At 72.1% G+C, this 26398-nt stretch carries 31 protein-coding genes; 11 read left to right on the top strand and 20 right to left on the bottom strand.

Going from position 1 to position 26398, the window contains the following annotated elements:
* From LN042_RS30510 to LN042_RS30470, 9 genes are all read right to left on the bottom strand, one after another.
* Window positions 1-1162: cytochrome ubiquinol oxidase subunit I (locus tag LN042_RS30510; RefSeq protein ID WP_230054656.1), on the bottom strand; the 1162-nt coding region annotated here is incomplete at its 3' end.
* Window positions 1163-1418: 256 nt separating this feature from the next.
* Window positions 1419-2960, bottom strand: a complete 1542-nt coding sequence (locus LN042_RS30505; RefSeq protein WP_230054655.1) for a sensor histidine kinase — start codon at window positions 2958-2960, stop codon at window positions 1419-1421.
* Between the two features lie 4 nt (window positions 2961-2964).
* Window positions 2965-3795 carry a response regulator transcription factor gene (locus tag LN042_RS30500; RefSeq protein WP_230054654.1) on the bottom strand — a complete coding sequence of 277 codons (831 nt, stop codon included), beginning with the start codon at window positions 3793-3795 and terminating at the stop codon, window positions 2965-2967.
* A gap of 218 nt (window positions 3796-4013) precedes the next feature.
* Entirely contained in the window at window positions 4014-4706 is a 693-nt protein-coding gene (locus tag LN042_RS30495; protein WP_230054653.1) for a VC0807 family protein, read from the bottom strand.
* Between the two features lie 127 nt (window positions 4707-4833).
* A complete protein-coding gene (locus tag LN042_RS30490) occupies window positions 4834-5502 on the bottom strand; it encodes a hypothetical protein (protein WP_230054652.1) in 669 nt (222 codons plus the stop codon).
* A gap of 8 nt (window positions 5503-5510) precedes the next feature.
* On the bottom strand, window positions 5511-6722 hold the full coding sequence (locus LN042_RS30485; RefSeq protein WP_230054651.1) for an ABC transporter permease: 1212 nt from the start codon (window positions 6720-6722) through the stop codon (window positions 5511-5513).
* On the bottom strand, window positions 6719-7573 hold the full coding sequence (locus LN042_RS30480; protein WP_230054650.1) for an ABC transporter ATP-binding protein: 855 nt from the start codon (window positions 7571-7573) through the stop codon (window positions 6719-6721). Before LN042_RS30480 ends, LN042_RS30485 begins: the two co-directional genes overlap by 4 nt.
* The gene (locus LN042_RS30475; RefSeq protein ID WP_230054649.1) at window positions 7573-9177 is read right to left on the bottom strand and encodes an efflux RND transporter periplasmic adaptor subunit; all 1605 of its coding nucleotides are present in this window, start codon (window positions 9175-9177) and stop codon (window positions 7573-7575) included. The genes LN042_RS30480 and LN042_RS30475 overlap by 1 nt, the downstream gene beginning before the upstream one ends.
* 231 nt (window positions 9178-9408) lie before the next feature.
* Window positions 9409-9843, bottom strand: coding sequence for a GNAT family N-acetyltransferase (locus LN042_RS30470; RefSeq protein ID WP_230054648.1), 435 nt, complete (start codon window positions 9841-9843; stop codon window positions 9409-9411).
* A 173-nt stretch (window positions 9844-10016) separates the two neighbouring features.
* Between LN042_RS30470 and LN042_RS30465 the strand changes: the two genes are divergently transcribed.
* Window positions 10017-10406: a DUF6924 domain-containing protein gene (locus tag LN042_RS30465; protein WP_230054647.1), complete on the top strand. Its 390-nt coding sequence runs from the start codon at window positions 10017-10019 to the stop codon at window positions 10404-10406.
* On the opposite strand, the gene LN042_RS30460 is transcribed toward LN042_RS30465, so the two are convergent.
* Window positions 10407-11777: a serine hydrolase domain-containing protein gene (locus tag LN042_RS30460; RefSeq protein ID WP_230054646.1), complete on the bottom strand. Its 1371-nt coding sequence runs from the start codon at window positions 11775-11777 to the stop codon at window positions 10407-10409.
* A gap of 114 nt (window positions 11778-11891) precedes the next feature.
* On the opposite strand from LN042_RS30460, the gene LN042_RS30455 reads away from it, so the two are divergent.
* The 3 genes from LN042_RS30455 (at window position 11892) to LN042_RS30445 (ending at window position 13908) form a co-directional block, all read left to right on the top strand.
* Window positions 11892-12602, top strand: a complete 711-nt coding sequence (locus tag LN042_RS30455; protein WP_230054645.1) for a TetR/AcrR family transcriptional regulator — start codon at window positions 11892-11894, stop codon at window positions 12600-12602.
* Window positions 12603-12638: 36 nt separating this feature from the next.
* Complete coding sequence (locus LN042_RS30450) at window positions 12639-13466, top strand: patatin-like phospholipase family protein (protein WP_230054644.1); 828 nt, start codon at window positions 12639-12641, stop codon at window positions 13464-13466.
* 103 nt (window positions 13467-13569) lie between these two features.
* Window positions 13570-13908: a DoxX family protein gene (locus LN042_RS30445; protein WP_230054643.1), complete on the top strand. Its 339-nt coding sequence runs from the start codon at window positions 13570-13572 to the stop codon at window positions 13906-13908.
* Here LN042_RS30445 and LN042_RS30440 read toward each other — a convergent pair.
* From LN042_RS30440 to LN042_RS30425, 4 genes are all read right to left on the bottom strand, one after another.
* Window positions 13869-14339 (bottom strand): protein-tyrosine phosphatase family protein, encoded by a 471-nt coding sequence (locus LN042_RS30440; protein ID WP_230054642.1) that lies wholly within the window; start codon window positions 14337-14339, stop codon window positions 13869-13871. The genes LN042_RS30445 and LN042_RS30440 overlap by 40 nt on opposite strands.
* 31 nt (window positions 14340-14370) lie before the next feature.
* On the bottom strand, window positions 14371-14478 hold the full coding sequence (locus tag LN042_RS30435; RefSeq protein WP_372495847.1) for a helix-turn-helix transcriptional regulator: 108 nt from the start codon (window positions 14476-14478) through the stop codon (window positions 14371-14373).
* Between the two features lie 168 nt (window positions 14479-14646).
* Window positions 14647-14952, bottom strand: a complete 306-nt coding sequence (locus tag LN042_RS30430; protein WP_230054641.1) for a hypothetical protein — start codon at window positions 14950-14952, stop codon at window positions 14647-14649.
* A 152-nt stretch (window positions 14953-15104) separates the two neighbouring features.
* Window positions 15105-15995, bottom strand: coding sequence for an alpha/beta fold hydrolase (locus LN042_RS30425; RefSeq protein WP_230054640.1), 891 nt, complete (start codon window positions 15993-15995; stop codon window positions 15105-15107).
* A 51-nt stretch (window positions 15996-16046) separates the two neighbouring features.
* On the opposite strand from LN042_RS30425, the gene LN042_RS30420 reads away from it, so the two are divergent.
* Window positions 16047-16649, top strand: coding sequence for a TetR/AcrR family transcriptional regulator (locus LN042_RS30420; protein WP_230054639.1), 603 nt, complete (start codon window positions 16047-16049; stop codon window positions 16647-16649).
* A gap of 33 nt (window positions 16650-16682) precedes the next feature.
* On the top strand, window positions 16683-17390 hold the full coding sequence (locus LN042_RS30415; RefSeq protein ID WP_230054638.1) for an MBL fold metallo-hydrolase: 708 nt from the start codon (window positions 16683-16685) through the stop codon (window positions 17388-17390).
* 90 nt (window positions 17391-17480) lie between these two features.
* On the opposite strand, the gene LN042_RS30410 is transcribed toward LN042_RS30415, so the two are convergent.
* Window positions 17481-17711, bottom strand: coding sequence for a hypothetical protein (locus LN042_RS30410; RefSeq protein WP_230054637.1), 231 nt, complete (start codon window positions 17709-17711; stop codon window positions 17481-17483).
* Window positions 17708-18001: a hypothetical protein gene (locus LN042_RS30405; protein ID WP_230054636.1), complete on the bottom strand. Its 294-nt coding sequence runs from the start codon at window positions 17999-18001 to the stop codon at window positions 17708-17710. Before LN042_RS30405 ends, LN042_RS30410 begins: the two co-directional genes overlap by 4 nt.
* 181 nt (window positions 18002-18182) lie before the next feature.
* Here LN042_RS30405 and LN042_RS30400 point away from each other — a divergent pair, with 181 nt between their 5' ends.
* Complete coding sequence (locus tag LN042_RS30400; RefSeq protein WP_230054635.1) at window positions 18183-19211, top strand: helix-turn-helix domain-containing protein; 1029 nt, start codon at window positions 18183-18185, stop codon at window positions 19209-19211.
* Between the two features lie 18 nt (window positions 19212-19229).
* Here the strand turns inward: LN042_RS30400 and LN042_RS30395 are convergent, their stop codons facing one another.
* Window positions 19230-19370: a hypothetical protein gene (locus tag LN042_RS30395; RefSeq protein WP_230054634.1), complete on the bottom strand. Its 141-nt coding sequence runs from the start codon at window positions 19368-19370 to the stop codon at window positions 19230-19232.
* 151 nt (window positions 19371-19521) lie between these two features.
* Between LN042_RS30395 and LN042_RS30390 the strand changes: the two genes are divergently transcribed.
* Together LN042_RS30390 and LN042_RS30385 are read left to right on the top strand one after the other, a co-directional pair.
* Window positions 19522-19947 carry an SRPBCC family protein gene (locus LN042_RS30390; RefSeq protein ID WP_230054633.1) on the top strand — a complete coding sequence of 142 codons (426 nt, stop codon included), beginning with the start codon at window positions 19522-19524 and terminating at the stop codon, window positions 19945-19947.
* Window positions 19947-20375: a MarR family winged helix-turn-helix transcriptional regulator gene (locus tag LN042_RS30385; protein WP_230054632.1), complete on the top strand. Its 429-nt coding sequence runs from the start codon at window positions 19947-19949 to the stop codon at window positions 20373-20375. Before LN042_RS30390 ends, LN042_RS30385 begins: the two co-directional genes overlap by 1 nt.
* 74 nt (window positions 20376-20449) lie before the next feature.
* On the opposite strand, the gene LN042_RS30380 is transcribed toward LN042_RS30385, so the two are convergent.
* The 3 genes from LN042_RS30380 to hisC all read right to left on the bottom strand — a co-directional run bounded on the left by LN042_RS30380 (window position 20450) and on the right by hisC (window position 23603).
* Window positions 20450-21001 carry a sugar O-acetyltransferase gene (locus LN042_RS30380; protein ID WP_230054631.1) on the bottom strand — a complete coding sequence of 184 codons (552 nt, stop codon included), beginning with the start codon at window positions 20999-21001 and terminating at the stop codon, window positions 20450-20452.
* 17 nt (window positions 21002-21018) lie between these two features.
* Window positions 21019-22275, bottom strand: a complete 1257-nt coding sequence (locus LN042_RS30375; RefSeq protein ID WP_230054630.1) for a PDDEXK-like family protein — start codon at window positions 22273-22275, stop codon at window positions 21019-21021.
* 248 nt (window positions 22276-22523) lie between these two features.
* Window positions 22524-23603: a histidinol-phosphate transaminase gene (gene hisC, locus LN042_RS30370; RefSeq protein WP_230054629.1), complete on the bottom strand. Its 1080-nt coding sequence runs from the start codon at window positions 23601-23603 to the stop codon at window positions 22524-22526.
* Between the two features lie 347 nt (window positions 23604-23950).
* On the opposite strand from hisC, the gene LN042_RS30365 reads away from it, so the two are divergent.
* Window positions 23951-25108 carry a LacI family DNA-binding transcriptional regulator gene (locus LN042_RS30365; protein ID WP_230054628.1) on the top strand — a complete coding sequence of 386 codons (1158 nt, stop codon included), beginning with the start codon at window positions 23951-23953 and terminating at the stop codon, window positions 25106-25108.
* Between the two features lie 97 nt (window positions 25109-25205).
* Window positions 25206-26390: a metallophosphoesterase gene (locus LN042_RS30360; RefSeq protein WP_230054627.1), complete on the top strand. Its 1185-nt coding sequence runs from the start codon at window positions 25206-25208 to the stop codon at window positions 26388-26390.
* Window positions 26391-26398 lie beyond the last annotated feature (8 nt).

The raw sequence follows: 26398 nt of genomic DNA, 5'->3' as shown, positions 1-26398 counted from the left end.
GCTCGTCCTCGCCGGTACGGAACTCCGGGGCGAGGAACCACCGCTTGCGGGTGGTCCAGAGTCCGATCAGCCCGGCCACGAAGGAGGTCATGCCGAACCCGATCATCAGGCGGAAGCCCCAGTAGGTGACGAAGACGCTCGGGATGTAGTCGCGCGGGCTGCCGCCGTACTTGGCGGCCTCGGCGGCGGCGGTGTCGTTGATGCCGGGCACCGCGTCGGTGAAGTCGCTCTTGGCGAGGAAGGACAGGATCCCGGGCACCTGCAGCTCGACCGAGTTGTGGCCCCTGGAGACGTCGCCGACCGCGAAGACCGAGAAGGGGGCGGGCTTCTGGGTGTCCCAGAGCGCCTCGGCGGCGGCCATCTTCATCGGCTGCTGCTCGAACATCACCTTGGCCAGGGTGTCGCCGCTGATCGCGGTGCCCAGGCCGGCGATCACGGCCATCACCAGGCCGAGCCGCAGCGACGTGCGCATCGAGGCGACCTTGCGCCCGTCCGTGCGCTGACCTGCCCGGGCCTGCCGCCTGGCCTTCCACAGGTGGTGCGAGGCGATGCCGACCATGAAGGCGGCACCGGTCAGGAAGGCGGCGGTGAGGGTGTGGAAGACCACGACCAGGGTGGTGTCCTGGAAGAGCACCCTGCCGATGTCGGTGAGCTGGGCCCGGTGGGTGACCGGGTCGATCCGGTAGCCGGTGGGGTGCTGCATCCAGGAGTTGGCGGCCAGGATGAAGTAGCCGGAGAGCATGGTGCCGATCGCCACCAGCCATATGCAGGCGCAGTGCAGCTTCTTCGGCAGCTTGTCCCAGCCGAAGATCCACAGGCCGATGAAGGTGGACTCGAAGAAGAAGGCGATCAGCGCCTCCATCGCGAGCGGGGCGCCGAAGACGTCGCCGACGAAGCGCGAGTAGTCGGACCAGTTCATGCCGAACTGGAACTCCTGCACGATCCCGGTCACCACGCCCATGGCGATGTTGATCAGGAAGAGCTTGCCCCAGAACTTGGTGGCGTGGAAGTACTTCTGCTTCCCCGTGCGAACCCAGGCGGTCTCCAACCCCGCGACCATCGCCGCCAGGCTGATGGTCAGTGGCACGAACAGGAAGTGATAGACGGTGGTGATCCCGAACTGCCATCGGGCGATGGTCTCGTGAGCGATTGCCAGCTCCACCTCGGCCTCTTCCCTGCTGATCGCTGGCCGGCCAGGAGTCGGACGATCGCCCGTTCTGGCCGGTTTTCACCGGAATCCTGCCTCGCTCGACCAGCAGGGGTGCATTTCACCGCGAACCACACCAAGGCAGGTCAAGCTCGTGAGCTTGTGAACGTGAACACTTTCACAAGGCCTGCCAAACAGTATGACCTACACACCATCTGCACGATGCGGCGGGGTCCTGTCTGACCGCTCACAGCGGTTGGGAAGGCGCTGGTCAGGAGCCTGTCGCCGACAGCGCGACCCGGAAGACGGCACCCCTGCCGGCCCCGCTCTCCAGGGTCAGCTCACCGCCGTGGGCACGGGTGAGGGCCGCCGCGATGGCCAGGCCGAGGCCCGCCCCGCCCCCGTCGAGCCGGCTGCGCGAGGCGTCCACCCGGTAGAACCGCTCGAACACCCGCTCCGCCTCATCAGCCGTCAACCCCGGCCCGCAGTCGGCCACTTCGAGCAGGCACGAACCGTCCACCGAGCCCACCCCGATCCGCACCGGGGTGCCCGGCGGGGTGTGCTTGACGGCGTTGCCGACCAGGTTGCTGACCACCTGGCGCAGCCGCGCCTCGTCCCCCAGCACCGGCGCCGCGCCGGGCGCACCGGTGCCGCCGGGGCCGGTGAGCGAGACCGGCCGGGTCGGGTCGAGCGCGGTCAGGTCGTGCAGCGCGTCGGCGGCCAGCGTGCGCAGGTCCATCGGGGCCAGGTCGAGCGGGCGCTCCTCGTCGAGCCGGGCCAGCGTCAACAGGTCCTCGACCAGGCCGCCGAGGCGCTGCGCCTCGGCCTCGATCCGGCCCATGGTCCGCTTGACGTCGGTGTCGTCGCGCAGCGCGCCCATCCGGTAGAGCTCGGCGAAGCCGCGGATCCCGGCCAGCGGGGTGCGCAGCTCGTGCGAGGCGTCGGCGACGAACCGGCGCATCTTCGCCTCGGAGGCCGCCCGGGCGGCGAACGCCGACTCGATCTGGTCGAGCATCCCGTTCAGTGCCTGCGAGAGCCGCCCCACCTCGGTGGAGGCCGGCAGCTCGGGCATCCGCTGGGAGAGCTCACCGGCGGCGATCAGCGCGGTGCGGTTCTCGATGCGGCGCAGCGGCCGCAGCCCGGCCCGCACCGCGAAGAAGCCGACACCGCCGAGCACCACCAGCACCACGCCGCCGATCAGCAGGAACGAGGCCTGGAGCTTCTCCACCGTGGAGTTGACCTCGTCCATCGAGGCGCCCACCACCACGTAGGCGGGTGCGGTCCGGGAGGTGGCCGGTGTGGTCCGCTCCACCGGGAGGATCAGCACCCGCCAGGGATCGTCGCCGTCCCCGCTCTGCCCGGGCACCTGGAACGCGGCCCCGCAGCGAGCGGTCAGCTGCGCGGGGGTGAGGTGCGGCAGCTGGAGGCCCGGGTCGGTGGGCGCCATCGGCTGGCGCATCACCCGCAGCACGCTGCCGTCGGCGGACAGCATGCGCACCTCGTAGAGGCTGGGCAGCATGCCGGTCAGCGGATTGCGCCGGCTGGTGACCTGGTTGTCGGCGGCGAACGGCGAGATGCCGGGCCCGCCGGGGCCGTGCTGGCCGGTGCGGTGGGAAAGCGGGGCGCCGACCTGCTGCAGCTGCTGGTCGAGCCGGTTGGTCATCTGGGTGCGCACGGTGCCGAGCACCACCAGGTCGCTGACCACCAGCCCGGCGGCGACCAGCACCAGGGTGGCCGCCAGCAGCCGGGCCCGCAGCGACAGCGGTCGGAAGGGCCGCAGCACGCCCGGGCGCCACCGGGCCGGTCGCCGCACCAGGTCAGTCCTGGCTCTGCTGCGGCGGGCGGCGCAGCGCGTAGCCGATGCCGCGCACGGTGTGGATCAGCTTGGGGCCGTGCTCGGGCCCGGCGTCCAGCTTCCGCCGCAGGTAGGAGATGTAGGACTCGACGATGCTGAGGTCGCCGCCGAAGTCGTAGGCCCAGACGTGGTCGAGGATCTGCGCCTTGGAGACCACCCGGCCGACGTTGGCCATCAGGTAGTGCAGCAGCTTGAACTCGGTGGGCGACAGCGAGACCGGTCGGCCGTCCCTGGTGACCTCGTGGGCCAGCGGGTCCAGGGTGAGGTCGGCGACCACCAGGCGGCCGTCCTCGGTCGGTCCGCCGGCCCGGCGCAGGATCGCCCGGATCCGGGCGATCAGCTCCTCCAGGCTGAACGGCTTGGTGACGTAGTCGTCCGCGCCGGCGGCCAGGCCGTGCACCTTGTCCTCGGTGCCGTCCTTGGCGGTGAGGAAGAGCACCGGCAGGTGGTCGGAGGGGCGGGGGCGGCCAGGGCGGGCGGCGAGGCCGGCCGGGTTGGCGATCTGCTGGCGGCGGGTCTGCTCGCGCAGCCGCTCCACCACGGTGAAGCCGTCCAGGTCGGGCAGCATCACGTCGAGCACCACCAGGTCGGGCCGCTCCTCGGCGATGGCGGCCAGCGCCTCCTCACCGGTGGCGGCCGACTCGACCCGGAAGCCGGAGAACCGCAGCGAGGCGGAGAGCAGCTCCCGGATGTTCGGCTCGTCATCCACGACCAGCAGGAAGGCCTCGCCGCTGGGCTGGCCGATAGGGGTTTGCGCGCCGGCGGCCGTTCCCAGTCGGGCGGTCTCCTGCATGGCGGTCCCTGGCATCACGTGGCGGGCCTCCCGGCTCTGGGCGTTCTTCCGATCGGATGACAGACGGTTCCGGAGGCTACGCGAAATCTGTGAAAAATGCATGAGCCGGTTGGTCCCTCCGTATTCGACGAGACCAACCGGATCGACGTGATCACAGCGCGTTTGCGCCCGGCGCCCGGCTTGTTCGTGAACGGTCAGCCGGTGGCGACCGGTCGAACTCAGGCGGTGGCGGAACTCTCGGCGAGCGCCGCGCGGGCGGCCTCGCCCCTGGCCCTGGCCCGCTTGGCGTACATCATCGTCCAGAGCACCAGCCCACCGGTGAAGGCGTACGGCAGGAAGCTGTTCACCGTGACCACCTGGCTGTCGGCGAGCGTGTAGACGCAGACCAGCCGGATCGCCGCCTCCACCAGGAAGCCCACGCCCCAGCCGATGGTGAGGTTGCGCTGCACGGTGCGGAAGCCGTCGTACTGCCACAGGCCGTTCCACCAGGCGACCTGCTCGGCGGTGCCGTCGGTGGCGAACTTGCGGCCGAAGTAGAACATCAGCGGCTTGGGCGCGAGCAGGGTGACCAGGCAGAGCAGCCCGAACAGGCCGGTGATCGCCGAGTCCTTGGCGAGCAGCAGCTTGGCGTCGTGCGGGCCGATGAACGAGACGACCACGGTGAGCAGCACGAAGGTCAGCGAGACCACCGCGAACTCGTCGACCCGGCGGTGCCAGGCCAGGTAGATCGCGATGTCGAGGACCGGGCCGAGACCGGACAGCAGCACGGCGACGTACTCGCTGGTGTGGCCGTGGAAGTGGTTGTAGATCAGGATCGGCGCCACCACGTTGAAGCCGATGGAGACCAACCAACCGAGTGCCGCGCTGGAGCCCTTGCGGGCGGGAGCGGCCGGCGGAGTGGAACTGGACACGCTAGTCCCCCGGGAAGCGAATGTGCGACGCGCCGGCGCACTTTCGCCGGCACGTCGCACATTGTGGCGGAACAGGGAGGTCCCGGTATAGGGAAGGGGAGGATCCGGTCGGGGTCCTGAGCAGGCGTCACCCGCCGTTCTTGGCACCGCCACCGGCGGAGCCGCCACCGCCACCGAAGCCGCCGGCGCCACCGAAACCACCGCCGCCGAAACCGCCGGGTGCGGCGGCACCGCCCTCGGTCAGCTGGCTGGCCGAGTAGCCGCCCGAGCCGTCCGGGGTGCCGACCACGGTCACGCTCTGGCCCGGCTGCAGATCGCCGACCTTGCCGTCCTGGGTCACCGACACCTTGGTGGAGTCGCCGGTGGTCACCTTGACGATGTTGCCGTTGGCGTCGGTGAGGTAGACGGTGCTGCCGTCCACCAGCTTGACCGTGCCGCGGGTGAAGCCGCCACCACCCTGACCGCCGCCCTGGGTCTGGCCGCCGCCACCGCGGGAGGTCCGCCCGCCGGCGCCCTGGGCGGCGCGCTGGGCAGCGGCCGCGATCGCCGCCCGGCCGCTGCCGCCGCCGCTGCCGCTGCCGTACTTCTGCTGGTACCAGGCCCCGCCGGCGAAGGCGCCGGCCGCGATCACCCCGCCGGCCAGCAGCAGGGTGAGCCAGGGCAGCTTGCGGCGCGGCGGCGCCGCGAGCTCCGCGCTGATGTCCCGCGCGTCCGGCGGGGTCGCCAGCAGCTCGGCGGGGTCGACGGGATCCACCGCCGGACCGGTGAGCTCGGTGAGCTCGTTGTCGATGCTCATGGGGTACCTCACTCGTGCCGCAGGGCGTCGATGGGTCGCAGCGACGCGGCCCGGTTGGCCGGGTAGCTGCCGAAGAACAGGCCGATGGCGACGGCGATGGCGAACGCGCCGAGCACCGAGGACGGGATCACCACCGGTTTGATGCCGACCACGCTGAAGTGCGAGCCGGCCATCCCGACCGCCACTCCGAGGCCGGCTCCGATCACCGACAGCAGCGTGGACTCGGCCAGGAACTGGCCCAGGATGACCGCCTTGGGCGCACCCAGCGCCTTGCGGATGCCGATCTCCCGGGTCCGCTCGGTCACCGTCACCAGCATGATGTTGGTGATCCCGATCCCGCCGACCAGCAGCGAGATCGCCGCGACCGCGCCGAGCAGCACGGTGAACGTCTGGCTGGTGCTCTCCCGCGCGCTGAGCAGCTGGGACTGGTTGCTGACCCGGAAGTCCAGCTTGGTCGGATCGGTCAACGAGTGGGTGCCCATCAGGATCTGGGTGATCTCGGACTGGGCCTGGGTGGTGGTGTCGGCCGACGTCGCCTGCACCAGGATCTGGTTGACCGAGCTGAAGCCGGTGAAGGCGTTCTGCACGGTCGGCAGCGGGGCGATCACCACGTCGTCCGGGTCGTTGAAGCCGGTGGCACCGCCCTTGGTGGCCAGCACGCCGACCACGGTGAACGGCGTGCCGCCCAGGCTGATCTTCTTGCCCACCGGGTCCTCGGTGTCGAACAGCTGCTGGGCGGTGGTCGAGCCGATCACCGCCACCTTGCTGGAGTTGAGCACGTCGTCACTGCTGAAGTAGTCGCCGTGCGCGATCTTCTCGTTGGCCGTCTCGAAGTAGGCCGGGTAGGTGCCGATCACCGAGCCCGGGGTGTAGGAGATGTTGCCGTAGTCGGCGGTCGCGCTGGCGGTGACCACCGGGGCGACCGACTTGATGTCGGGCGCGGCGCTCGGGTCGGCCAGCGCGCGGGCGTCGTCGACGGTCAGCTTCTTCACGGTGCTCGCGGTGCGGGCCCCGCCGGCCGAGCCGGAGGTCACGGTGAGCGAGTTGGTGCCGAGCGCGGTGATGGAGTTCTTCACCGCCACCGAGGAGCCGTTGCCGACGGCGAGCAGCAGGATCACCGAGGCGACACCGATCAGCACGCCGAGCATGGTGAGCGCGGAGCGCACCTTGTTGGCCGCCAGGCCCGCGAAGGCGAAGCGGATCATCTGCCAGAGGATCATCGGGGGCCTCCGACCAGCGGGACCCGCCGGGTGGTCGCCAGGGTGTCGGCGAGCAGCGGCGGCGGGCCGGCCACCGCGCCCTGCCGCACGTCGGAGATCACCTGGCCGTCGACCAGCCGCAGCACGCGCTTGGCGTGGGCGGCCACCTCGTCCTCATGGGTGATCAGCACGACCGTTCGGCCGGTTGCGTTCAGTCCGTCGATGATGCTCAGTACCTCTTCGGTGGAGCGGGTGTCCAGGTTGCCGGTGGGCTCGTCGGCCAGCAGCATGGCGGGCGCGGTGACCAGCGCCCGGGCCACCGCGACGCGCTGCTGCTGGCCGCCGGAGAGCTCGTTGGGCTTGTGGTCCATCCGCTTGTCCAGGCCGACCAGCGTCAGCGCCGCCTCGGCGCGCCGGCGCCGCTCGGCCGCCCGCACGCCGGCGTAGGCCAGCGGAAGCTCCACCTGGGCCAGCGCGGTGGTGCGGGGCACCAGGTTGAACGACTGGAAGATGAAGCCGATCTTGCGGTTGCGCACCAGCGAGAGCTGCTGCTCGTCCAGATGGCCGACGTCCACGCCGTCCAGCAGGTAGCGACCGCCGGTCGGCACGTCCAGGCAGCCGAGGATGTTCATCAGGGTGGACTTGCCGGAACCCGAACTGCCCATCACCGCGACGAAGTCGCCCTGCTCGATGTCCAGGGTCACGCCCATCGGCTCACCGGTGACCGGGTCGGCCGGACCGCGCAGCGCGTGCACGGTCGCGTCGCCGTGACCGTATGACTTGGTGAGCCCGCGGACCTGGATGACCGGGGGCGGCGGCCCCTGCCGCTGCTCCTCGACCGCCCGCGACTTGCGGGCCCGGCGGTGGTTCATCAGTTGCCGCCCTTGCTGCCGCCGCCACCGGTCCGGGCGCCACCGCCACCGGCGCCGCCGCGGCCACCGCCGCCGCCGAAGCCGCCGCCACCGCCGAAGCCACCGGGGAAGGCACCGCTCGGGAAGCCGTTGCTGCCGCCCGAGGTGGTCGGGATGATCTGCACCTTCTGGCCCTCGGTCAGTCCGGAGAGCACCTGGTCGGTGGTGTCGCCCTGGACGCCGACGGTCACGTTGACCCGCGAGGTGCTGCCGTCCGGGTTGACCACGGTGGCGGTCCGGCTGGTGCCGGTGCCGGCCAGCGCGGAGGCGGACACGGAGAGCGCGTTGTCGGCCTCGCCGGTGACCACCGAGACGGTCGCGCTCATGCCGGTGCGCAGCTTGCTGGTGTCACCGTCGATCTGCAGCACCGCGGCGTACTGCACCGCGCCGGAGCTCGCGCCGCTGCCGGAGCCGGAGCCGCTGCTCACGGGCAGCGAACTGACGCTCAGCACCTTGGCGTTGTACGTGGTGTCGGACTGCGCGTTGAGGGTGACGGTGGCGCCCTGGTTCTTCTGCACCTTGAGCGAGTCCAGCTCGGAGAAGTCCGCGGTCACCTGCATGCCGGTCGGGTTGGTGATCACGATGAAGCCGGACGGCGTGCTGGAGCCCGTGCTGCTCGACGTGCTCTTCGACGTCGAGGAGCTGCCGCTGCCGCCGCCCGAGCCCGCCGATCCGGTGCTGCCGGCGCCGGTGCCGGAGACGGTGTCGCCGACCTTGCCGCCGATCGAGGCGACGGTGCCGGAGACCGAGGCGGTCAGCGTGGTGCCGGCCAGCGCGGTCTGGGCGTTGGTGAGGTTGGTCTGTGCGGTGGCCAGCTGCTGCTGGGCCTGCGTCAGCTGCTGCTGCGCCTGGGCCACGGCGGCCGGGTCGACCTTGGTGGTGGTGATGGTGGTGGTCTGCGGGGCCGGAGCGCCACCGCCGGTGCCGCCGCCGGTGTTACCGCCACCGGTGCTGCCGCCACCGGTGCTGCTGCCGCCGCGAGAAGTCGACGGGGTCGACGTCTGGTCGGCGGAGGTCGTGGTGGTCGGCGTGGCCGAGCCGGACGACGCGGCCGACGTGGGGTGGGAGCCGCCACTGCCGGAGCCGCCGGTGTACGACGCCTGCACGGCGGAGTTGCCCGCCTGCCCGACCGGCACCGTGCTGGTCGTGGTGGTGCCCGCCTGCGCCTTGGTCAGGTTGGCCTGCGCCGAGTCCACCCCCGCCTGCGCCGTCGACAGTGCCGAGTTGGCCGCGTTCACGGCCTGCTGGGCCGCGGTGGTGTCCACGGTGGCCAGCACTTCACCCTGGGTGACGGTGTCGCCGACCGAGACCTTCACTGCGGTCAGCTTGCCACCGGTCACGAAGTCCTCGCCCGCATCGGTGGGCGAGGAGAGGGTGCCGGATCCGGACACCGTGGCCAGGACCGTCCCCTTGGTGACGGTTGCCGTCCGGGTGGTCTGCTTGCTTGCCGCCGCGCTGCTGGTGCTGTTCACGGTGGTGTACGCCAGCACCCCGCCGGCGACCAGGGCCGCGCCGAGCACCGAGTTCACGAGGACGGCGCCACGCCGTCGCGGGAGGACCTTCATGGTTGTCAAGGGTGGGCCCGCGCTCTTGCGAAGCCCTGGGCGGCACCTGGGCGGACGCTGGACCGCCCACTGAAGGCGATCGCCGACATATTCGGACAAACACCTCGACATGCCCTGCCTGCAGAAGAAGCCGTTGAGGCAACTCCCAGGGTCTTCCCAGTCACCTGGGACGCGGATCTCACGCGCCCCGGGCGGCCGGGGAGGCGCTCGGGCCCTGCCGGACCCGGGGCGCTACAGGTCGATCTGGTAGCGGATGAAACCGCGGTTGTCGGCCACCTTGTCGTAGAGCAACCGGGCCGTCGCGTTGGTCTCGTGGGTCATCCAGTAGACCCGCCCGCAGCCGCGCTCGCGGGCGAACCCCGCCACCGCCTCGATCAGCGCCCGGGCCACGCCCTTGCCGCGGGCGTCCGCGGCCGTGAACAGGTCCTGCAGGTAGCAGACGTCCGGACCCGAGGTGTTGGCGTGGACCAGGAAGTGGGTGATCCCGACCAGCCGCCCGTCCAGCTTGGCGCCGAGCGCGTGGATCCGGGTGTCCTCCTGGATGCCGGACCAGGAGCGCTCGTAGGTCTCCTGCGGCTCGTCCCGCCGGTAGAAGGTGAAGTAGTCGCGGAAGAGCTCCGCCCAGTCCGCGCGGTCGCCCTCGGTCAGCCTGTCGATGGTGAGCATGCGGCTCATTCTCGCGCCACCCGCCCGGCCGTGGCACCCGGAAATCGCGGCGGGCGCCGGGGCGGCGTTGGACGGCACGGCACTTGACACCGCGCCCGCTCGATCGTCCTGCCACTCCGCGCGCCCCGCCCGTTGTTGACGCCGGGTCAGGACCGCTCGGCTAACCTGGAGCGGTGACCCTGCTGATCCGCACCGACTTCGCCGACCAGGCCGGCTGGGACGCCTTGTGCACCGCCGTCCGCACCGCGTCCGACGAGGGCTCCGTCGCCGACGTGGCCCTGGTGGAGGAGCCCGGGTACGCCGGCTTGAGCACCGAACAGGTCATCCCGCTGCTGCCCGAGGACGTCGCCCAGCGGCTGGTGGTGCTGGCCGACGAGGTGACGTTCTCCTCGCACGAACTTCCGGTTCTGCTCGTCGATCTGCTGGAGCAGCGGTCGATCCGGGTGGTCGCCAGCGAACTGCAGTCCGTGGAGACGGAGCTCTCGCTGGCCAACCTGGAGTTCGACGACGTCGCCCGGGGCGTCGAGGAGGACGGCGTCTTCCGGGGGTTCTCCGGGTTCTAGTCAGCCGACCCGGGGGAAGAGCCGCCCGGCCAGGTCGACCCCGGTCACCACGCCCTGGGCGTCCCGGCTGAAGAAGCCGCGCTGCCCCTGCAGCCCGCCTTCGGTGACGAGGTAGTCGTCGCCGTCGGCGGCCAGGAACCCGATGGCGGCCGGCCCGTAGTCCGCGGGCATCTCATCGTCCGCCGCCGCCCGGATCTCCGGCTTGATCCCGACCGCCAGGGTGAGCCGGGCCCCGTCGGTGGCGATCTCCAGGGCCATCGCGTCGTTCTCGTAGCGGCCCGCCACCTCGCGGGCCCGCGCCTCGTCGTGGGCGACCGGCTCCGGCTGCTCCTCGACCAGGCCGAGGTGGTGCTCCAGCGCCCAGGCGACCACCCGCTGGTTCGCGTTGTAGCCGTCCGGGCCGACGTTGGCCAGCGAGACCACCGCGAAGTCCCGCTCCGGCACGATCAGCAGCTCGGTGAACACGCCGTTGCCCGACCCCCCGGCCCCGAGGGTCCGCGCGCCGCCCACCCCGCGCAGGAACCAGCAGATCCCGATGCCGTCGCCGAAGCTGCTGGCCCGCAGCTCCACGGTCTGCTCCCGCATGCCGTGCAGCAGTTCGGTGGGCAGCACGCCGTCGCCCGTGCCGAGGTGGAACCGGGCCCAGCGCAGCAGGTCGCTCACCGAGGAGACGATGCCGCCGCCGGGGTTGTTGGCGCGGTCGTCGGAGCGGAACGCCCGCCAAGGGGTGGCCGGCCGCGCCTCCCCGTCCTCGCCGCGGTTGTGGCCGACGGCGAACCGCCGGACCATGATGTCGTCGGTGTCCAAGAAGGTGTTCCGCAGTCCGGCCGGCTCCAGCACCAGCTCGGCCAGCGCCTTCTCGAAGGGCAGCCCGGTGACCCGCTCCACCACCCGCCCGAGCAGGTTGTAGCCGGCCTGGCTGTACGAGGCCCTGGCGCCCGGCTCGGCGACCAGTGACAGCCCGGCCAGCCCCGCCACGAACGACTCCAGCGAACCGTCCCCCGCCGCCTCGCCGAGCAGGTTCCAGTCCAGCCCCGCGGTGTGGTTGAGCAGGTTGAGCACGGTGATCCGCTCGGCGGCGCCCTCGTCGGCGAGCCGCAGCTCGGGGACGTAGCGGCGCACCGGCGCGTCCAGCTCCAGCCGGCCCTCGGCGACCAGCCGCATCACCGCGGTGGCGGTGTACGTCTTGGACACCGATGCCAGCGGGTAGAGCGTGTCGGCGGTCACCGGCAGCGGGTTGTCCAGATTGGTGACTCCGTGGGCGGCAGTGAGCTCCTGACCGCCCGTCAGGATGCCGACCGAGAGGCCGGGCACGCCGAACTCCTCGGCCGTGGCGGCGACGAAGGCGGCGAGCTGCTCCTGCTGTTCCATGTCTTCCCCCTTGGGCACTTGAACTAAGTACGAGACGAAGGTAGCGGCATGCTTGAACTAAGTGCAAGAGGTGTGGGGGTGCTTCCTGAACTAAGTTCAGTAGACTTGCGCACCATGCCCCGCAACACGCTGACCGCCGATCAGATCGTCCGGGCCGCCGTCGAACTCCTCGACCAGGACGGCCTGGACGGGCTCAACATGCGCAGCCTGGGCAGCCGCCTCGGCGCGGCCGCCACCGCCATCTACTGGCACATCAAGACCAAGGACGAACTGGTGCGACTCGCCGCCGACGCGGTCTGGGGCGAGGTGCGGCTGCCCGACCTCGCCGCCGTCGACTGGCGCACCGCCGCCACCGCGATGGCCACCAGCCTGCACGAGGTGCTGGGCCGCCATCCGTGGCTCAGCCAGGCCTTCGGCAGCCACCTGATGTACGGGCCGGCCATGGCCCGCCACGACGACCACAGCCTCGCCGTCTACGAGCAGGCCGGCTTCGCCCCCGACGACGCGGACCGAGCCGCCGCCACCGTCCTCCTCTACGTGCTGGGCCATGCGCTCGGCCCCGCCGCCGACGTCTCCCTCACCCGCCGCCTGACCCGCGCCGGCGACGACGCCGAGCAGCGGATGGCCGAGGCCGTCGCCCGCAGCGCCGAGATCGCCAAGCGGTTCCCCCGCCTGCGGGAACGCATCGACACGGCTGCCGCCACCGACTACACGGCCGCCCCCGACGGTGCCTTCGAGTTCGGACTGCGGGCGATCCTCGACGGGTTGGCGGCACGGCTGGCCGCAACGGAGGGGGGCGACCGAAGGCATATGATCATCAAATAGCTTCGCACGCCGAGCAGTTGACGGGGGATCGTCGCCATGAATGCCATTGACCGCGCCCTGGTGCTGGGCCCCGGGGGTCAGGTCGGTGCCGCCTGGACGGCCGGCCTGCTGGTCGGCCTGCGCCGGACCGGCCTGCGCCTCGAGGAGGCCGACCTGGTCGTGGGGACCTCGGCCGGGGCGATCGTCGCCGGGATGCTGCTCGCCGGTCGGGACTTGGAGCTGTTCGACACGCCCCCGAGCGGCTCCGGACCCCAGGGGCGGCTGGACGGCAGCCGGCTCGGCGAGGTGTTCGCGGTGCTCGGCACCCCGGGCCAGGATCCGGCCGAGGCGCGGCGCCGGGTGGGCGCCATCGCGCTCGCCACCGCCGACCCCGAGCTGGAGCAGGCCCTGATCGCCGGACGCCGCGCGCTGATCGGCACCGATGACTGGCCCGAGCAGCGGCTGCTGATCCCCGCCGTGGCAGCCGCTGACGGCGAGCCGGTGGTGTGGGACCGCGACTGCGGTGTGCCGCTGGCCCGAGCGGTCGCGGCCGGCAGCGCGTTCCCGGGCACGGCGCCACCGGTCAGCGTCGACGGCCGCCACTACCTGGACGGCGCGCTGCGGGCCGGCAGCAACACCGACCTCGCGGCGGGCGCCCGGCGGCTGGTCGCGATCGAGCCGATGGCCCACCAGTACCCGTCGGCCGCCGCCGGATCCGCGTCCGCGGTGAGCGTCGGACCCGACGAGGAGTCGGTGCGCGCCTTCGGCGCCAACCCGATGGACCCGGCCGCCCAGGTCCCCGCCTATCGCGCGGGCCTGCGCCAGGCCGCCGACGTCGCCGAACGGGTCCGCGCCGTCTGGGAGTCGGAGCACCTCGGGATCTGACGGAAGAAACCTCCCCTGGTCTGTCACATTCCCGCCCGGCCCGGAGTCGTCTCAGTGGAGCCGCAAGGCGCCGCAGCGAGCGAACCACACCGAGGAGGACCCGATGTCCACTGCCCACACCGTCGTCACCGTCCTGGGCGCCGTCATGGCCGGCTTCTCCGGCGCGTCGATCTTCGCCCGCGCCTCGTTCGTCGTCGAGCCGCTCACCCGGTACGGCGTCCCGCGCTCGTGGTGGCCCTTCCTCGGCGCCGCCAAGCTCGCGGGCGCCGCGGGCCTGCTGATCGGCCTGGCCGTGCCGGTCATCGGCGCGCTCGCCGCCACCGGCCTGGTGCTCTACTTCCTCGGCGCCGCCCTCACCTGCGCCCGGGCCCGCGCCTACGGCCACATCCCGTTCCCGCTGGTCTACCTGGCGCCCGCGCTGGCCGCACTGCTGCTCGCCTGAGCGCCGGGGAAGCGGGCCACGTAACGGCGCTGCCAGGGCGTCTCCACCGCGTGCGGGGAGTAGTGCTGCCGCACGTAGGCCACCGCCTCGCCGCCGGGCACCCCGTCCAGCACGGCGAGGCAGGCCAGCGCCGTCCCGGTCCGCCCCTTGCCGCCGGCGCAGGCCACCTCGACCCGCCCCTCCCCGAGGCGCTGCCACACCTCGCGCAGCACGGCCACGGCCCGGGCCCGGTCGGCCGGCAGCCGGAAATCCGGCCACCGCAGCCAGCAGGACTCCCACTCCACCGCCGGTGGCCGGCGCCCCAGCAGGTAGAGCCCGAACGTGGGCGACTGCCCCGCCGGCAACGGATTCCGCAGCCCCCGGCCACGCACCAGCCGCCCCGAGGGCAGCCGCAGCAGGCCCGAGGTGCCGGGTTCCCAGGTGGTCGTCATCCCGCGAGCATAGGTGGCCCGGTGAGGGGGTTCACCGCGGCCGTGCGGCCGGTGCGTAGCGCCCGGGCGGGACACCCAGGTGGCGGCGGAAGTGCCGGGTCAGATGGGACTGGTCGTAGAAGCCGACCGCGGTGGCCACGTCGGCGGGCGGTCGGCCGGCCGGCAGGAGTCCGGCGGCGCCGGCGAACCGCGTCGGCGGAGAGGACCTCGTGCTCGGAGAGTTCCGCGAGCTCCGCGCCGGACGCCTGGACCTCCCGCAGGCCCGCTCGCACCCGGAAGGGACCCGCCTGCCGCCGGGTCGCCCAGCTCACCGCCGGCGAGCGGCTCCTTCCTCCCGCCCGAGATAGCGGACTACCTGGCGGAGCTGCGCGACCTCGGGATCAGCGACCGCGGGGTGACGATGGAGCTGGACGAACCGGGCGGCCATGGAGTCGGCGAGTCGCTCCAGCCGGGGATCCGCCGGGTCCCAGTCGTAGGCCTGGTCATAGGCGAGGTAGTCCTGCCGGTAGTCCGGGTCCGTCAGGTCCGCGCGCTTCAGCGCGATCCACTCCAGGGCCTTCTCCGGATAGTTGGCCGCCAGCATGATCCAGCCGTCCCGGACGACGGTTGGCACACGTTCCGCCCCGGCGACCCCGGCTACGACGAGCTGCTAGTGGATCCCGGTCTCCGTCCTGCCGCCGTACCGCTGGCGGACGGTGACGCCGTCCGGGGCGATGGTGGGGTGGCCGGTGACGTGGTAGCTGTCGGGGTTCGCGGCGGGTTCGGTCATGGCCGGCGATCGTACGGCGTGACGCCGGCGGCGAGGTGGAGGATGCGGTCGGTCACCAGGTCCGGCCGGTCGGTGGGCAGCGCGTGGCCGGCGTCGGGCACGACCTCCACCCGGGCGGACGGCACCAACGCCCGGATGCGGTCGGCGACCTGGCGCGAGTCGTGCATGGCGCTGCGGGCGCCGAGCAGGAACAGGGACGGGACGTCGCCCATGCGGTGCAGTTCGTCGTCGGTGAAGACCGGCGGCACCGGCAGCGCGCGCCGGAATCCCGTCGAGGCGCGCATCAGGCGCATCAGTTCGGTCTCCAGGATCGCGCTGTTGCCCACCAGGCGGGCCAGCCGGGGGCGGAGCGGGCGCGGAGCGGCCGAGGCGAGCCCGCCGGCGATCAGCCAGGCGTAGAAGCGGGGGCCGAAGGGGGCGAAGCCGGCGGAGTCGAGGAGGGTGAGGGAGGCGGTCCGTCCGGGATGGTGGATCCGGTGGCTCAGCGCAAACCAGCCGCCGTAGGAGCAGCCGACGAGGTGAGCGGACGACACATCCAGCGCGGCCAGCAGCTCTTCCAGCCACGCGGCGCCGTCCCGCCCGTCCGCGATCGGGGCGGTCTGCACGCTCGCGCCCGGTTCGCCGATGGTGTCGACGGCGATCAGGGGGTGCCGCCGGCTCAGCGGTTCGACGTACCGGTGCCACATCAGCGCATTGCCGCCCGAGCCGGGCAGCAGCACGATCGGCTCCCCGCTCTGCGGGCCGGTCCGGTAGACCCGGGTGGTGCCGAAGGCGGTCAGGACGTCCGACGCGCTGTGCGGGCCCGGCCACAGTTCTGCCAGAGCCTGCTCGTAGGCGGTGCGGAACCGGTTCTCGGCCCGGTCGTTCTTGAATTGGCTGATTCGCATGATACATCTGTATCACGGCATGATACGGGTGTACCAGGGAGGTGTCGCAGGATGACCGCGCGAGTCGAACACGAGGAACGCCGGCGCCAGATCGCCGAGGCGCTGCTGAGGATCGCCGACACCCAGGGCCTGCAGTCGGCCAGCATGCGCGCGGTCGCCGCCGAAGCCGGCGTCTCCCTCCGACTGGTGCAGTACTACTTCACCAGCAAGGAAGGCCTCCTCCTCGACGCCTTGGAGCGGCTCGGCGCCCAGCTCCAGGCCCGCATGGCGGAGTGGATCACCGCGGCCGGCACCCCGCCCACGCCGCGAGGCAACGTGACCGCGGTGCTGTCGTGCATCCTGCCGACGGACGCCGAGAGCCGCCGCATCACCAGGACGTACGCCGCTTACTACGCACTGGTGTTGAACGATCCCGAGCTGCTCGCCAAGCACGGCGCCGCCCAACCCGACCTGCTGGAGGGGTTCCTGGCAAAGCAGATCCGGGCGGCCCAGGACGCCGGGGAGATCGATGCCGGGCGGGACGCCGAGATGACCGCCGCCGGGCTGCTGGCGATGGTCAACGGGCTGGGGTCGAGTGTGCTCGGGGGCCAGCGGGACGGCGCGGCGGCGCTGGCGGTCCTGCGGCACCACCTGGCGGAGCTGTTCGGGGGTTGACCCCGACCCGGGGTCGGGCCTCACGCTGAAGGCATGACGGACTCCACCGCGAACGCACAGGTGCACCGCCTCGACCTCGGGTACTTCGTTCGGCCGGCGAGTGAGACCGGAGGGCCGGAGCCCAGGGTGGAACCGGTGCTCGGGTACCTGGTGCGGCGCGAGGAGGGGCTGATCCTCTTCGACACCGGGATGGGCGCGGCCGATGCCGGGACCGAGGCGCACTACCGGCCGCGGCGCCGGCCGTTGGAGGCGGCACTGGCGGGGGCCGGGGTCGCGGTGGCGGACGTCGACGTGGTGGTGAACTGCCATCTGCACTTCGATCACTGCGGCGGCAATCCGCTGCTGGGCGGCAAGCCGATCCTGGTGCAGCGTGGAGAGCTGGCCGAGGCCCGGCGGGGGAACTACACGTTCGAGGAGTTGGTCGACTTCCGTGGCGCGGTGTACGAGGAGCTCGGCGGGGAGGCCGAGGTGTGGCCCGGCGTGTGGGTGATCCCGACGCCCGGGCACACGGACGGGCATCAGTCGCTGGTGGTGCGGCAAGGGGACGGGACGGTGATCCTGGCCGGCCAAGCGCACGACTTCGCTTCGGAGTTCGGGGCGGCGCAGCTCGCGCGACGGGCGAGGCTGGAAGGGGTGGCGGTGCCGCTGCCGAGCTACCGGGCGTGGGTCGACCGGCTGATGGAGTTCGATCCGCGGCGGGTGCTGTTCGCACACGACTGCTCGGTGTGGGAGCCGGCATGAGGGTGAGGCCTCCGGATGGCGGCCGGGAGGCCTCAAGAGTGGGAAGTCGATGGGTCGGGAGGGGGAAGTCGATGGGGTCGACTTCCGGTGTCAGGTATCGGAGTTGGGTTCGGCGCTGGAGTCGGAGTCCCGCGGACGGATGGCGGACGCGAGGGCAAGGGCTTCGTGCGGGTGGAGGGGCCGCAGCTGGATGAGCACGGTGCCCGCCTGGGTGATGCGCCAGCCGCCGGAGACGTCGTGGACGTCCAGGCCCGCGTCCTCGATGGCGTCGCGGAGTTCGTCCAGGGCGTCGACCGCCCGCTGATGTGCGATGAAGTTCACGGGAGTTCCACCAGCCACTTTCCGTCGACGTCCCACTCCGTGCCGCCGCGCTCGGGCCGCAGGTACACCCGGTTGCGGGACCGGTCCATGAAGGCACCGACCCGGCCGTTCAGGGTGTCGTACACCAACTCGCCCCGCTTCCCGGGGGCGTAGGGGTGCTCGGGCGGTTCGGGCTGTGGGGTGCCGGGTTCAGGGGCGGGGTAGCCGGGGCGGAGCTGGTAGCGGAGCTCCGGGCGCCCACCGCAGTCGTGCGGACAGCGGCACTCGGGCAAGGCAGGGTCGGTGATCACGGGGAGTCCTCCCAGGGGTGGTTTTGACGCGAACCCGGGGTGAGGGGTGGGGGTTGCGTTGCATGATGAGTCTGCTGCTGTGACGGGGTGGCTACCTAGCGTTTCGGTAGGTCACTTGCGTCGGTCGTAAGTCATTCGGGTTGGTCGTAGGGAGGACGCGGTGCCGCCGAGGAAGCGACAGATGAGCAGTGGGCCGCTGAGTGCGGCGGAGCGCTTCGGGCGCGAGCTGGTGGTGTGGCGGGCGATGCGGGGGAAGTCCCAGGCAGAGCTGGCGAGGTACGCGCACTGCGATCAGACGTGGGTGTCGGCGATTGAGCTGGGGAAACGGCTGCCGACCGAGGAATTCGCCAAGGCGTGCGACGAGTTCCTGGAAGCACCCGGAGTCTTCGAGCGGATGTACGGCGCGGTCGTCCAGGAGACGGCGGACGTGCACCCCGACTGGTTCCGCCACTACGCCGAAATCGAGCGGAAGGCGCGCAGGATCCGGTCATTGGACAACGGCGTCATGCCCGGCCTGCTTCAGACCGAGGAGTACATGCGCGCTCTGATCGCCAGTCACACTCCGGGGCTCCCCCGCGAGGTCGAAGCGGAACGCATCGCCGCTCGGATGGCTCGGCAGGCGGTGCTTCGCGGTGAGGCGCGAGTGGAGTTCCTGCTTGAGGAAGGCGTGCTGCGTCGGCAGGTGGGCGGCCCCGCCGTGATGGCCCGTCAACTCCGAAGGGTCCTCGAGATGAGCCATCTGCCGAACGTCGGCATCCACGCTCTGCCGTTCGAGCTCGGAGCCGATGCAGGATCCGGCACATCGCTGCGACTGGTCGAAAGTGCCAACGGCCGCCAAGTGCTCTATTCGGAGAGCCTGACGCGCGGTCATGTGATCACTGATGCAGAAGAGATCAGCTCCTGGGACCAGCTGTACCATCGGGCCAGGGCGCGAGCGCTCAACGCCGATGACTCGCGACGCCTGATCAGCTCCATCCTGAGAGGAATGGTCAACATGCTGCCCGCTGCTCCTCCGGCAGGCCCCTCCTGGCGCAAGTCCTCCTACTCCGGAGCCAACGGCGGCGATTGCGTCGAGGTAGCCCGCCTCCCCCGCACCACCCCCGTGCGCGACTCCAAGGACCCTCACGGCCCCGCCCTGGCCTTCCCCGCCCCCGCCTTCGCCGCCTTCCTCGCCGCCCTCACCACCGGCACCCTCACCGCGCAGCGCTGACCACCGGCGCCCAGCGCCTCACCGCCCGGGCGTGGCCAGCAGTCGGCGCCAGCGCGGCTGTTCGGTGACCACGCAGGCCAGCGCGAGCATGGTGACCGGCACCGCCGCCCAGGCGGGCCAGAGCAGCCAGGCGCCCAGTACGGCCGCGCTCAGCTCCATGTACGTCTGCTGCCCATGGCGACACCCTTCCACGCTCCGACGGGTCTTCAGAAGTGCTGTTCGAATGATCATCTGTTGACCTGTCGACAGATGGTCTTTGCGTAGATAATCTCTTCGTAGATCAAGACCGACCGCGAGGAGCGAGCACGCCATGTGGAGCTACCAGAACAGCACCGACACCGCCGCCACCCCCGACGCCGTCTTCGCGCTCTGGGCCGACGTGCTCAATTGGCCGGTCTGGATCGCGGACATCGAGGCCATCGAGCTGGACGGCCCGTTCGCCACCGGCAGCGTGATCACCATGACTCCGGCCGGCCAGGAGCCGGTGCGACTGGAGATCGCCGAGGTCGTGGCCGACCGGCAGTTCGCGGACATCGCCCGGTTCGGCACGGTGGAACTCCGGACCATGCACCTGGTCGAGCCGTCGGCCGGGGGCGGCTCCCGGGTGACCTACCGGATGGAGATGACGGGCGAGGGGGCGGACGAGCTGGGGGCGCAGGTCGGTCCGGCGATCACCGGTGACTGGCCGGAGACGATGGCCGCCCTGGTCGAGCTGGCGGAGAAGGCGGCCAACTGATGTCCGGGACCCCCGCCGACAGCCCCGGTTTCCTGCTCTGGCACACCACCCTGCGCTGGCAGCGCGAGATCGCCGCCGCGCTGGGGCCGCTCCAGCTCACCCACGTGCAGTTCGTCCTGCTCGCCTGCACCTGGTGGCTCAACTCACAGGGGCAGCAGCCCAATCAGCTGGCGGTGGCGACCCAGGCCGGCACCGACGTGAAGATGACCTCCCAGGTGCTGCGAACCCTGGAGGCCAAGGGCCTGGTGCGCCGGGAGACCGACCCCGCCGACACCCGCGCCAAGCTGCTGCAGGTCACCGAGGCGGGCGCCGACCTCGCACCGCGCGCCATCGCCGCCGTCGAGCAGGCAGACGCCCGCTTCTTCGCCCCCGTACCCCGCGCCGACACCCTCACCCTGCTCCGCCGGCTGGCCCGCCCGCACGAATGAGCCGGACGCTCCCCGACGGGTGAGAGCGTGCCATCGCCGGAGGGAGGAGTAGGGACCGCAGCCCGGCACCCGGCTCACCCCAGCTCGCGCACCACCCGGGCCGGGTTGCCCACCGCCAGGACGCCGGCCGGGAGGTCTCGGGTGACCACCGAGCCGGCGCCGACGACGGTGTCGGGGCCGATGGTGACGCCGGGGCAGACGATGACGCCGCCGCCGAGCCAGACGTTGTCGCCGATGGTCACCGGGAGGGCGCGTTCCCAGCCGGCGCGGCGCCGGGCGGTGTCCAGTTCATGGGTTGGGGTGAGGAGTTGGACGTTGGGGCCGATCTGGACGTCGGCGCCGACGGTGATCGGCGCGGCGTCGAGGAAGACCGCGCCGAAGTTCACGAACGTGCGGTCGCCGATCGCGATGTGGTAGCCGTAGTCACAGCGGAACGGCGGGCGGATCCCGACGTCCGCACCGAGTGAGCCGAGCAGGTCGGCCAGGATCCGGCGCCGCTCCCCGGGGGGCGGTTCGGCGTTGAAGGCCGCGCAGAGCTCGACCCGGCGCCGGGTGTCGGCGGCCAGTTCCTCGTCGTCGGCGACGTACCAGTCACCGGCCAGCATGCGTTCCTTGTTGACTCCCACGGGACGCTAACGAGCCGTCAGCCGTCCGGTGTTCCGGCCCGGAACCGCTCCATGACCTCCCCGTCCTCGCGCCACCCCATGGTGACGCTCTCCGCGACCCGGCGGGCCAGCCCCTCCAGCACCGGCAGCCGCGGTTCGGGCCGCAGCGGCAGGTAGGCCCACCGGGCCCAGTGGCCGCCCCACTGACGGCGCCCGAAGTGGGCGGAGACGGCGTCCCGCATCCGGTCGTCCTCGCAGTAGAAGCCGACGAACGGAGCCCGTTCGCCGTTGTCCTTGGGATCGACCCGCTGGCGCCGCTGGCCCAGCCCGAACCCGCAGCGGGGCTGCCCCGGCGTCAGCCACTCGCGGCGGCCGAGGACCACCGCCACCTCGGGGTAGGTGTCCTTCCCACCGACCGCGTCGTACTCGATCCAGGCGACCTCCAGGCCCTCGCCCAGCCGCGGGGCCAGCTCGGTGAGCACCGCGTGGGTGCGCTCGGGCAGGCCCGCGAGGAGGTCGCTCGCCGCCTGGCGGGCGAGGGCCATGTCCGCGTTGTGGGTCAACCAGAAGCGGGCCGCGGCGTCGTTCACCGGACTCATACCGAGCACGTCCTCCAGGGCGTTGAGGTAGTCGCGCGCCACCGTGCGGCCGCGTTCCGCGTGCACGGTCTCGGCGCGGGGTGGGGCCTTGAGCGCGGCTGTGAGGTCGCGGGAGAGCTGGAGCAGCGAGACCGGGCGGAACGCGGTGGAGAGCGCCGACCGGCCGCTCGGGGTCAGGTAGACGAACACCGGGTCGGGATGGTGGGCGAAGTCGCGCTGCTGGTTGGGCGTCTGGCGGTGTCCCTCGGTGGTGCGGATCTTCAGCTCCACCACGAGCGTGAAGCGGGGGGCGGTCACCACCAGATCGGGCCGGCTGGCCGTGCCGACCACCTGGCGCCGCACCTCTGCCTGGGCCAGCGCCGCGGTGTCCGCCGCGATGTCGGCGCGGCCGGCCCGGCGCAGCAGGGCGGCGAGCAGTGTGCTACCCAGACCGTGGGTGCCGTGGGGGTCCAGCAGGAAGGCGAGATAGCGCTCGTGCGCGTCCTCGAGGGCCTGCTGACCGAGCACCCCCAGTGCGGTGGACGGTCCGCGCAGCCAGTGTCCGCCGGCCCGCAACGCGGCCAGCTCGGCGGCTCGCCGCTCCCAGGTCGCCGCACCCTCCCCGGCCGCGCCCGTGCCGCCCGCCACCGACGCGTCCGTCCCGGCCGCCGCGCTCGCCCCGGCCGCCGGCTCCGCGTCCGCTCCCACCCCGGTCATGCGCCGACTCTACGCCTCGAGCGGCGGGCATGATCAACTGTTCGGAGCACCTGGGCGCCACCCCCCTGCCGGCCGACCACCGCCGCCCCGACGGCACCGGCTGGGCGCTGCTCGGCGACCCGGAGGATGGGGCCCCTCCCGGCCGGAGGCTGGGGGAGAGTTCTGCGTGGAGCGCAGCGCGGCCGAGCGCGCGGCCAGCGAGTAGGCAGGCTCCGGGGCGCCCGGCCCGCGGGCACCCCGGACACGCGTCAGAGTTCGGCGCGGAAGGCCTGCGCCACCGACAGGAAGATGTCGTTGGCCTCGGTCTCGCCGATGGTGACCCGGACGCCTTCGCCGGGGAACGGCCGGACGACCACCCCGGCCGCCGCGGCCGCCGCCGCGAAGTCCATGGTCCGCTCGCCGAGCCGCAGCCAGACGAAGTTGGCCTGCGAGTCGGCGACCGTCCAGCCCTGCTCGGCCAGCGCGGCGGCGACCCGCGCGCGCTCCTCGACCAGCGCCGCCACCCGGACCAGCAGTGCCTCCTCGGCGCGCAGCGAGGCGACCGCCGCGTCCTGGGCGAGCTGGCTGACGCCGAACGGGATGGCGGTCTTGCGCAGCGCGGTGGCCACCGGCTCGTGCGCGATCGCGAAGCCGACCCGCAGCCCGGCCAGGCCATAGGCCTTGGAGAAGGTGCGCAGCACGCAGACGTTCGGACGGTCCCGGTAGAACTCGGTGCCGTCCGGCACCTGCTCGTCGCGGATGAACTCGCGGTAGGCCTCGTCCAGCACGACCAGGATGTCGCTCGGCACGGCCTCCAGGAACCGCTCCAGCTCGGCGCGGCGGATCGCGACGCCGGTCGGGTTGTTCGGGTTGCAGACGAAGATCAGCCGGGTGCGCGGGGTGATCGCGGCCAGCATCGCGTCCAGGTCGTGCGCCTCGTCGGCGGTGAGCGGCACCTGGACCGGGGTGGCGCCGGCGACCTGGGTGATGATCGGGTAGGCCTCGAAGGAGCGCCAGGCGAAGATCACCTCGTCGCCCGGGCCGGCGGTGGAGAGCACCAGCGACTGGGCCACCGAGACCGAGCCGGTGCCGAGCGCGATGTGCTCGGCGGGCACGTCGAACCGCTTGGCCAGCTCCTCGGTCAGCTCGGTGACGGCCATGTCCGGGTAGCGGTTGATGGCGCCGGCGGCGGCGACGGCGGCCTCCAGCACGCCGGGCAGCGGCTCGTAGGGATTCTCGTTGGAGGAGAGCTTGAAGGCGTCCGCACCGGCCGGCTTGCCGGGCTTGTAGCTGGGAATGCCGTCGAGGCTCGGCCTCAGGCGCGGGCCCTGGTCTGCCGTACCGCTCACGATGGTGCTCCTTCACTCTGGGGGACGCCCGGTAGGGCGTGCACCAAGGCCGCGTGCGCGCCCGGCGCTCAATCGCGCGCCGGTCGCACCCGCGCCGTTCGGTCCCCGGTCGGGTGCTCAGAACGATACCGAGCACGCTCACCCATCAGAGTGAGATGTCCAGCCGGAGCACCGCCGCAGATCAGCCATTGTCGCTCGTTCCAATGGCACATGTCAGAGGTATTCGGCCGAAATCAGACCATCGATCCAAGGGGCCCGATGCGTCGGCAGCATGGAGAAACGGTTCTGCCAGGGCCGCGGCACAGGTGGTTCAACCAATGCCTGACGCACCATACGATCGGTGCGCCATGACAGCAGCAGCCAACCAGAGCGGTCGGCGGGCCACCGCCTCACGACGTCTGGAACGGGCCGGCATCCGGGACGTGGCAGCAGCCGCCGGAGTGTCGATCACCACCGTCTCCGACGCGCTGAACGGGAAGGGCCGCCTGCCCGACGAAACCCGCAGCCGGGTGCGCGAGGTCGCCGAGCGCCTCGGCTACCGGCCGTCCGCCGCCGCCCGGACGCTGCGCACCGGCCGCTCCGGGCTGATCGGTCTGACCGTCACCACCTACGGCGAGGAGCCGTTCACCTTCACCGAGTTCGCCTACTTCGCCGAGATGGCCAGGGCCGCCACCAGCGCCGCGCTCGGCCGCGGCTACGCCCTGGTGGTGCTGCCCGCCTCCTCCCGGCACGACGTGTGGAGCAACGTGGCGCTGGACGGCACCGTGGTGATCGACCCGGCCGACCAGGACCCGCTGGTCAGCGAGCTCTACCGGTCCGGGGTGCCGGTGGTGAGCGACGGCAAGCCGGGCAACTGCCCGGTCACCGCCTGGGTGGACAACGACCACGAGGCCGCGGTGCTGGAGATCCTGGACCACCTCAGCGAGGCCGGCGCGCGCCGGATCGGCCTGCTCACCGGCACCAGCACCGACACCTACACCCGACTCAGTACCGAGGCCTATCTGGCGTGGTGCGCCCACGTCGGCCAGGAGCCGGTCTACGAGGCCTATCCGGCCCACGACCCGGCCGCCGGGGCGGTGGCCGCCGACCGGCTGCTGGCCCGCCCGGACCGGCCGGACGCGGTCTACGGGCTGTTCGACCCGAACGGCACCGACCTGCTGGCCGCCGCCCGCCGCTACGGGCTGCGGGTGCCGGACGACCTGCTGCTGGTCTGCTGCAGCGAGAGCGACGTCTACGCGGGCACCGAGCCGCCGATCACCACCCTCTCGCTCAAGCCGCGCCGGATCGGCACCACCGTGGTCAACCTGCTGATCGACGCGATCGAGGGAGTCGACTCCGGTACCGGGGTGGACGTCTCCCGGCTCTTCCAGCCCCGCTACCGGACCGCCGGCAGCGGTCCGCCACCGGGCACCCTGATGCCGACCGAGCTGATCGTGCGGGCCTCCTCGCAGCGGCGCAGCCCCCGAACCACCATCAGCGCCCCGCGCACCCCCGGCGAAGTCTGACACCGCCGCACGGGGCGGTTCCCAGAGATCGCCCCCGAATCGATTGGATGGCCACCGGGTGAGGACGACGGGAGAGTGGTCTTCCTATGATGGGCGGATGACACCCGAGGACCGCTTCCCCGGGCCTGAACCGCACCACTCAGGCCGCCACCCGCACCAGGACCTCGACGTGCTGCCGTACGGCTCGTACTACGAGCCCAACCCCCCTGCGGATTACCCCGGTTCGCCCGGCGAGCCACAGGACCGGCCGACCGGCACCGACGCCACCTACAGCGGGTACGGCGGCGCGCGCTACCTGGAGCAGCACTGGCCGGTGACCGGGCACTCCACACCCACCCAGTCGATCTTCCAGGCGCCCGGGCCGTCGGCCGCGATGCAGCGCGAGGACCCGCCGACCATCGAGCTGGGCCCGCCGATCAGCGAGGACGACCTGCGCCCGGCGCCGCAGCTGCCGCCGGTCGGCGAGCCCGGCCCGGTCGGCCCGCTCTACGTGGTCGGCGACGTGCACGGCTACCTGGACGAGTTGCTGGCCGCCCTGCACCAGCAGGGCCTGGTGGACGCGGAGGGCCACTGGTCGGCCGGGCGGGCCCGGGTCTGGTTCCTGGGCGACTTCACCGACCGCGGCCCGGACGGCATCGGTGTCATCGACCTGGTGATGCAGCTGGCCGCCGAGGCGGCCGCGGCCGGCGGTTACTGCCGGGCCCTGATGGGCAATCACGAACTGCTCTTCCTCGGCGCCCACCGGTACGGCGACGAGCCGGTGCAGTCCACCGCCGGCACCGCCTCGTTCCGGGCGGCCTGGCTGCTCAACGGCGGTCAGCAGCACGACCTGGACCGGCTGCAGGGCCACCACATCAGCTGGCTGAAGCGGCTGCCGGCGATCGCCCTGGAGGACGACCACCTGCTGCTGCACTCGGACACCACCGCCTACCTGGAGTTCGGCGACTCCATCGCAGCGGTCAACGACGCGGTGCACAACCTGCTGTCCGACGAGGGCGCGGACGAGTGGTGGGACGCGTTCCGCCGGTTCACCAAGCGGTTCGCGTTCCGCGGCCCCGGCGGACCGATGGCGGCCGGCGAGCTGCTCGCCACCTACGGCGGCCACCGGGTGGTGCACGGGCACAGCCCGATCCCGTACCTGACCGGCGAGGCCACGGCCGACACCGGCGAGCCGCCGTACGTGCCCGGCCCGTACATCTACGCCGACGAGCTGGCGGTGGCGATGGACGGCGGGGTCACCATGGAGGGCCGGCTGCTGGTGGCCCGGCTGCCGGTCGACTGACCAGCCGT

Source organism: Kitasatospora humi (assembly GCF_020907985.1).
Taxonomy (GTDB): domain Bacteria; phylum Actinomycetota; class Actinomycetes; order Streptomycetales; family Streptomycetaceae; genus Kitasatospora; species Kitasatospora humi.
The sequence above is the reverse complement of the archived record's forward strand: the minus strand, read 5'-3'. Positions and strand labels throughout refer to the sequence as shown.

Coding starts and splice junctions, on each gene's coding strand:
- LN042_RS30445 (WP_230054643.1), top strand. CDS start 13,570: ATGTCCACTGCCCACACCGTCGTCACCGTCCTGGGCGCCGTCATGGCC.
- LN042_RS30375 (WP_230054630.1), bottom strand. CDS start 22,275: ATGACCGGGGTGGGAGCGGACGCGGAGCCGGCGGCCGGGGCGAGCGCG.
- LN042_RS30425 (WP_230054640.1), bottom strand. CDS start 15,995: ATGCGAATCAGCCAATTCAAGAACGACCGGGCCGAGAACCGGTTCCGC.
- LN042_RS30415 (WP_230054638.1), top strand. CDS start 16,683: ATGACGGACTCCACCGCGAACGCACAGGTGCACCGCCTCGACCTCGGG.
- LN042_RS30460 (WP_230054646.1), bottom strand. CDS start 11,777: ATGGAACAGCAGGAGCAGCTCGCCGCCTTCGTCGCCGCCACGGCCGAG.
- LN042_RS30440 (WP_230054642.1), bottom strand. CDS start 14,339: ATGACGACCACCTGGGAACCCGGCACCTCGGGCCTGCTGCGGCTGCCC.
- LN042_RS30420 (WP_230054639.1), top strand. CDS start 16,047: ATGACCGCGCGAGTCGAACACGAGGAACGCCGGCGCCAGATCGCCGAG.
- LN042_RS30450 (WP_230054644.1), top strand. CDS start 12,639: ATGAATGCCATTGACCGCGCCCTGGTGCTGGGCCCCGGGGGTCAGGTC.
- LN042_RS30490 (WP_230054652.1), bottom strand. CDS start 5,502: ATGAGCATCGACAACGAGCTCACCGAGCTCACCGGTCCGGCGGTGGAT.
- LN042_RS30395 (WP_230054634.1), bottom strand. CDS start 19,370: ATGGAGCTGAGCGCGGCCGTACTGGGCGCCTGGCTGCTCTGGCCCGCC.
- LN042_RS30500 (WP_230054654.1), bottom strand. CDS start 3,795: ATGCAGGAGACCGCCCGACTGGGAACGGCCGCCGGCGCGCAAACCCCT.
- LN042_RS30475 (WP_230054649.1), bottom strand. CDS start 9,177: ATGAAGGTCCTCCCGCGACGGCGTGGCGCCGTCCTCGTGAACTCGGTG.
- LN042_RS30385 (WP_230054632.1), top strand. CDS start 19,947: ATGTCCGGGACCCCCGCCGACAGCCCCGGTTTCCTGCTCTGGCACACC.
- LN042_RS30360 (WP_230054627.1), top strand. CDS start 25,206: ATGACACCCGAGGACCGCTTCCCCGGGCCTGAACCGCACCACTCAGGC.
- LN042_RS30485 (WP_230054651.1), bottom strand. CDS start 6,722: ATGATCCTCTGGCAGATGATCCGCTTCGCCTTCGCGGGCCTGGCGGCC.
- LN042_RS30480 (WP_230054650.1), bottom strand. CDS start 7,573: ATGAACCACCGCCGGGCCCGCAAGTCGCGGGCGGTCGAGGAGCAGCGG.
- LN042_RS30400 (WP_230054635.1), top strand. CDS start 18,183: ATGAGCAGTGGGCCGCTGAGTGCGGCGGAGCGCTTCGGGCGCGAGCTG.
- LN042_RS30365 (WP_230054628.1), top strand. CDS start 23,951: ATGACAGCAGCAGCCAACCAGAGCGGTCGGCGGGCCACCGCCTCACGA.
- LN042_RS30455 (WP_230054645.1), top strand. CDS start 11,892: ATGCCCCGCAACACGCTGACCGCCGATCAGATCGTCCGGGCCGCCGTC.
- LN042_RS30390 (WP_230054633.1), top strand. CDS start 19,522: ATGTGGAGCTACCAGAACAGCACCGACACCGCCGCCACCCCCGACGCC.
- LN042_RS30470 (WP_230054648.1), bottom strand. CDS start 9,843: ATGCTCACCATCGACAGGCTGACCGAGGGCGACCGCGCGGACTGGGCG.